The organism is Mycobacterium sp., from assembly GCF_035640695.1.
In the GTDB taxonomy this organism is placed as follows: domain Bacteria; phylum Actinomycetota; class Actinomycetes; order Mycobacteriales; family Mycobacteriaceae; genus Mycobacterium.
Genome location: NZ_DASQVQ010000099.1, coordinates 1 through 2,763 on the forward strand (window position 1 = coordinate 1; position 2,763 = coordinate 2,763).

The following is a 2,763-nucleotide window of genomic DNA, read 5'->3' on the forward strand; positions in this document are numbered from 1 at the left end:
CGCCTACGGGACGCTGAAGGGACATCCGGAGTCGGGCGAGGAGCTGTTTTCGGCGCGCTACGACCCTTCGACCGGTGCGGTGTACGCCGAGGTGAAGGCGTTCTCGCGGCACGCGACGTGGTGGAGCAAGGCCGCCGGGCCTGTCACGTCGCTGCTCCAGCGGCTGGTGACGAAGCGCTACCTGTCCGCGGTGTAGCTCGGTCGCCGAGGTGGAACGGCGGCCAAGAAATTGTCGACGGTGCCAAAAAGAGGCGGCCTCGGCGCGCGCCGCGTAGCGTTGAGCCAGTCTGGCGATCACGAAGGGATGTGTCGCATGGCCGCTGGCCCGGACGAGGCGCACTTGACGCACCACCGCATCGCGGACATCGTTCGCGAGTTGCACGCGCGGGCCGAGCCGGACGCCGACACTGTCATCGCCGAATTGGCCGAACACGCCGCCGTCGAGATACCGGGAGCGCAGTACGCGGGCATCACGATCACCAGGGACCACAAGCACATCGACACACCGGCCGCGACTCATCGGTATCCGATGCTGCTTGACAAGATCCAGCAGCGGTACGGGGAAGGCCCGTGCCTGACGTCGGCGTGGGACGAAAAGACGATCGAAGTCTCGGATCTGGAGCACGACGCGCGATGGCCGGCCTATCGGCGAGATGCGCTGGCCGAGACTCCGATCCGGTCGATCATGGCTTTCCAGCTGTTCATCGCCGACCAGACGATGGGCGCCCTGAATGTCTACGCCGATGAGCCGGGCGCGTTCGGGGAGGAATCGAAGACCATCGGGCTGATTTTCGCGGCCCATACCTCAGTGGCGTGGAATGCGGCGCGTCGGGACCAGCAATTCAGGAAGGCGCTGGCCAGCCGAGACATCATCGGACAGGCCAAGGGCATGATCATGGAGCGTTACGGTGTAGACGCGGTGCAGGCGTTCGACATGTTGCGCAAGCTCTCGCAGGACTCCAACACGGCGGTGACGCAGATCGCGGCGGACCTTGTACGGCAGGCGAATCCGTCGACATCGTAGATTCCTCGGCGTGCTGCTGCCCAAATGCAAATCCGAAGTCGTCAAGTGTTGTGGGCTTTGTTGACTGCTGTAGCACTGCTGGTGGCGTGTGGCGCGAACCACCTCAACTCGGGCAAGCCGCCGACGAGTCAAACATCGAGAATGACAGCCGCTTCAACCACGACCGCGGCCGCTGCGCCACCCACTGTGCAAGGCTCTCGGACGCAGAAGTGGGTTGACCTTGAAGTCGGTGATTGCGTGGCGGACATTCCGCCTACCGATCTCGGCGCGGTGACCGTCACCGTTGTCGACTGCGGGACTGCACACCAGGCGGAGGTCTATTTGCGCGCGCCGGTGGCGGTCAATGCCGCCATCGACGACACGGCCAATCGCGAGTGTGCTGCGGGATTTCCTCCGTACACCGGGCGATCCGTCGACGACAGCCGATTCGCGATGACGTACCTCATCGACTCTAATCAAGATCGAACCTCTGCAAATCCAGCGCCCAGCACCGTCATCTGTTTGCTCCAAGCCGCCGGCGGTCAGCCCCTGACCGGGTCCGCGCGGCGGTGACTCGGCTCAACTTCGGGCCGGATGTGCGAATTAGTCGGATTAGCCGATGCCGAAGCCGAAAATGCCACCGCGATCGTCGTGCGGGCATACGACGTCGACGTAGACGGTCGTGAAGGTCGCTTCGCTGCCCGGCGAGCGGTCAGGATTGTTAATCCAAGTGACGCGACAAAGCCACAGCGGCGTGGTGGTTTTCCCGTTGACCCAGTTGATTTGGACGTCGTAGCCCTGAGCCCGCAGGTCGGCAATGGTGGCGCTGGCCGACTCGGCGCCGGCTATCGGCCAGACCGGATCGGCGGCGACGACCGGCGCCAGGGAGATCGCCGCCGCGGCTTGTGCAGCAATCCACCCCGCTGCGAAGTACGCCGGCTTCAGCGACATCACGGTCCTCCGGGGAGGCTGGAAGCCTCCAGCCCTCTACTCCAAGCATCCCCCTGATGTCAATGCCGCGGGCCTCAATCGTGGCTATCCCGCTGGCTGACCCGGGCCGCAAACTCGGCACGCCGCCTCCGCCCGAGTGCTGATCGGAACGAACGAAGACCACGCCCGTCGGGCTATCCCTGCGCCGTCGGCCGGATGGTGATGTCACCGATCTCGACGTCGGCTGGCTGTTCGATGGCGAACGCGACCGCACCAGCCACCGCCTCCGGAGGGATACCGAAGTCATTCATGTCGGCGCGGATCTGCTGACGCAAGGCCGCATCGTCGATGGAGCTGTCCAGTTCGGTGCGCACGACGCCCGGCGATATCGACGTCGTCCGCACGACGCCGTCGGTCGACTCCTGGCGCAATGCCTCCATCACTGTGCGGACGGCGTTCTTGCTTGCGGCGTACACCCCCATGCCCGGCACGATCTTCAAGCCCGCAGTTGACACAATTGTCACAAAGTGGCCCTGAGCTTGCCGCTGAAATACCGGCAGGGCGGCCGCGACGCCGTTCAGAACCCCGCGAAGGTTGACATCGATCATGGCCGACCAGCCATCGATGTCGAGATTCGACATCGGTCCAATCTTGCTGATGCCGGCATTGCTCACGAGCACATCCAACCGCCCGAACTGCTCCACCGCCTCGGCGACGAGTCGCTGGAGGTCCTGCGGCCGGGCCACGTCGGTGGCGCTTGTGACAGCCGATCCGCCACGAGCGCGGATGTCGTCGGCGATCTGATCCAGACGCTCGGTACGGCGCGCACC

Annotated in this window: 5 protein-coding genes; 3 read left to right on the forward strand and 2 right to left on the reverse strand. The window is 64.7% G+C overall.

The genetic code is table 11. From position 1 onward, the window contains the following. The 3 genes from VE759_RS11815 to VE759_RS11825 form a co-directional block, all read left to right on the forward strand. A partial coding sequence (locus VE759_RS11815; protein ID WP_324932153.1) for a DUF1990 family protein occupies positions 1–196 on the forward strand: 196 nt, incomplete at its 5' end. 117 nt (positions 197–313) lie between these two features. After that, positions 314–1,024 (forward strand): GAF and ANTAR domain-containing protein, encoded by a 711-nt coding sequence (locus tag VE759_RS11820; protein WP_324932156.1) that lies wholly within the window; start codon positions 314–316, stop codon positions 1,022–1,024. A gap of 24 nt (positions 1,025–1,048) precedes the next feature. Continuing rightward, a complete protein-coding gene (locus VE759_RS11825) occupies positions 1,049–1,576 on the forward strand; it encodes a hypothetical protein (RefSeq protein WP_324932159.1) in 528 nt (175 codons plus the stop codon). Positions 1,577–1,615: 39 nt separating this feature from the next. On the opposite strand, the gene VE759_RS11830 is transcribed toward VE759_RS11825, so the two are convergent. Continuing rightward, on the reverse strand, positions 1,616–1,954 hold the full coding sequence (locus tag VE759_RS11830) for a hypothetical protein (RefSeq protein ID WP_324932162.1): 339 nt from the start codon (positions 1,952–1,954) through the stop codon (positions 1,616–1,618). A 173-nt stretch (positions 1,955–2,127) separates the two neighbouring features. Beyond that, positions 2,128–2,763: SDR family oxidoreductase (locus VE759_RS11835; RefSeq protein WP_324932166.1), on the reverse strand; the 636-nt coding region annotated here is incomplete at its 5' end.

What these genes read in the sequence shown, in the direction of transcription:
- VE759_RS11820 (WP_324932156.1), top strand. Translation starts at nt 314, where the DNA reads ATGGCCGCTGGCCCGGACGAGGCGCACTTGACGCACCACCGCATCGCG.
- VE759_RS11825 (WP_324932159.1), top strand. Translation starts at nt 1,049, where the DNA reads ATGCAAATCCGAAGTCGTCAAGTGTTGTGGGCTTTGTTGACTGCTGTA.
- VE759_RS11830 (WP_324932162.1), bottom strand. Translation starts at nt 1,954, where the DNA reads ATGTCGCTGAAGCCGGCGTACTTCGCAGCGGGGTGGATTGCTGCACAA.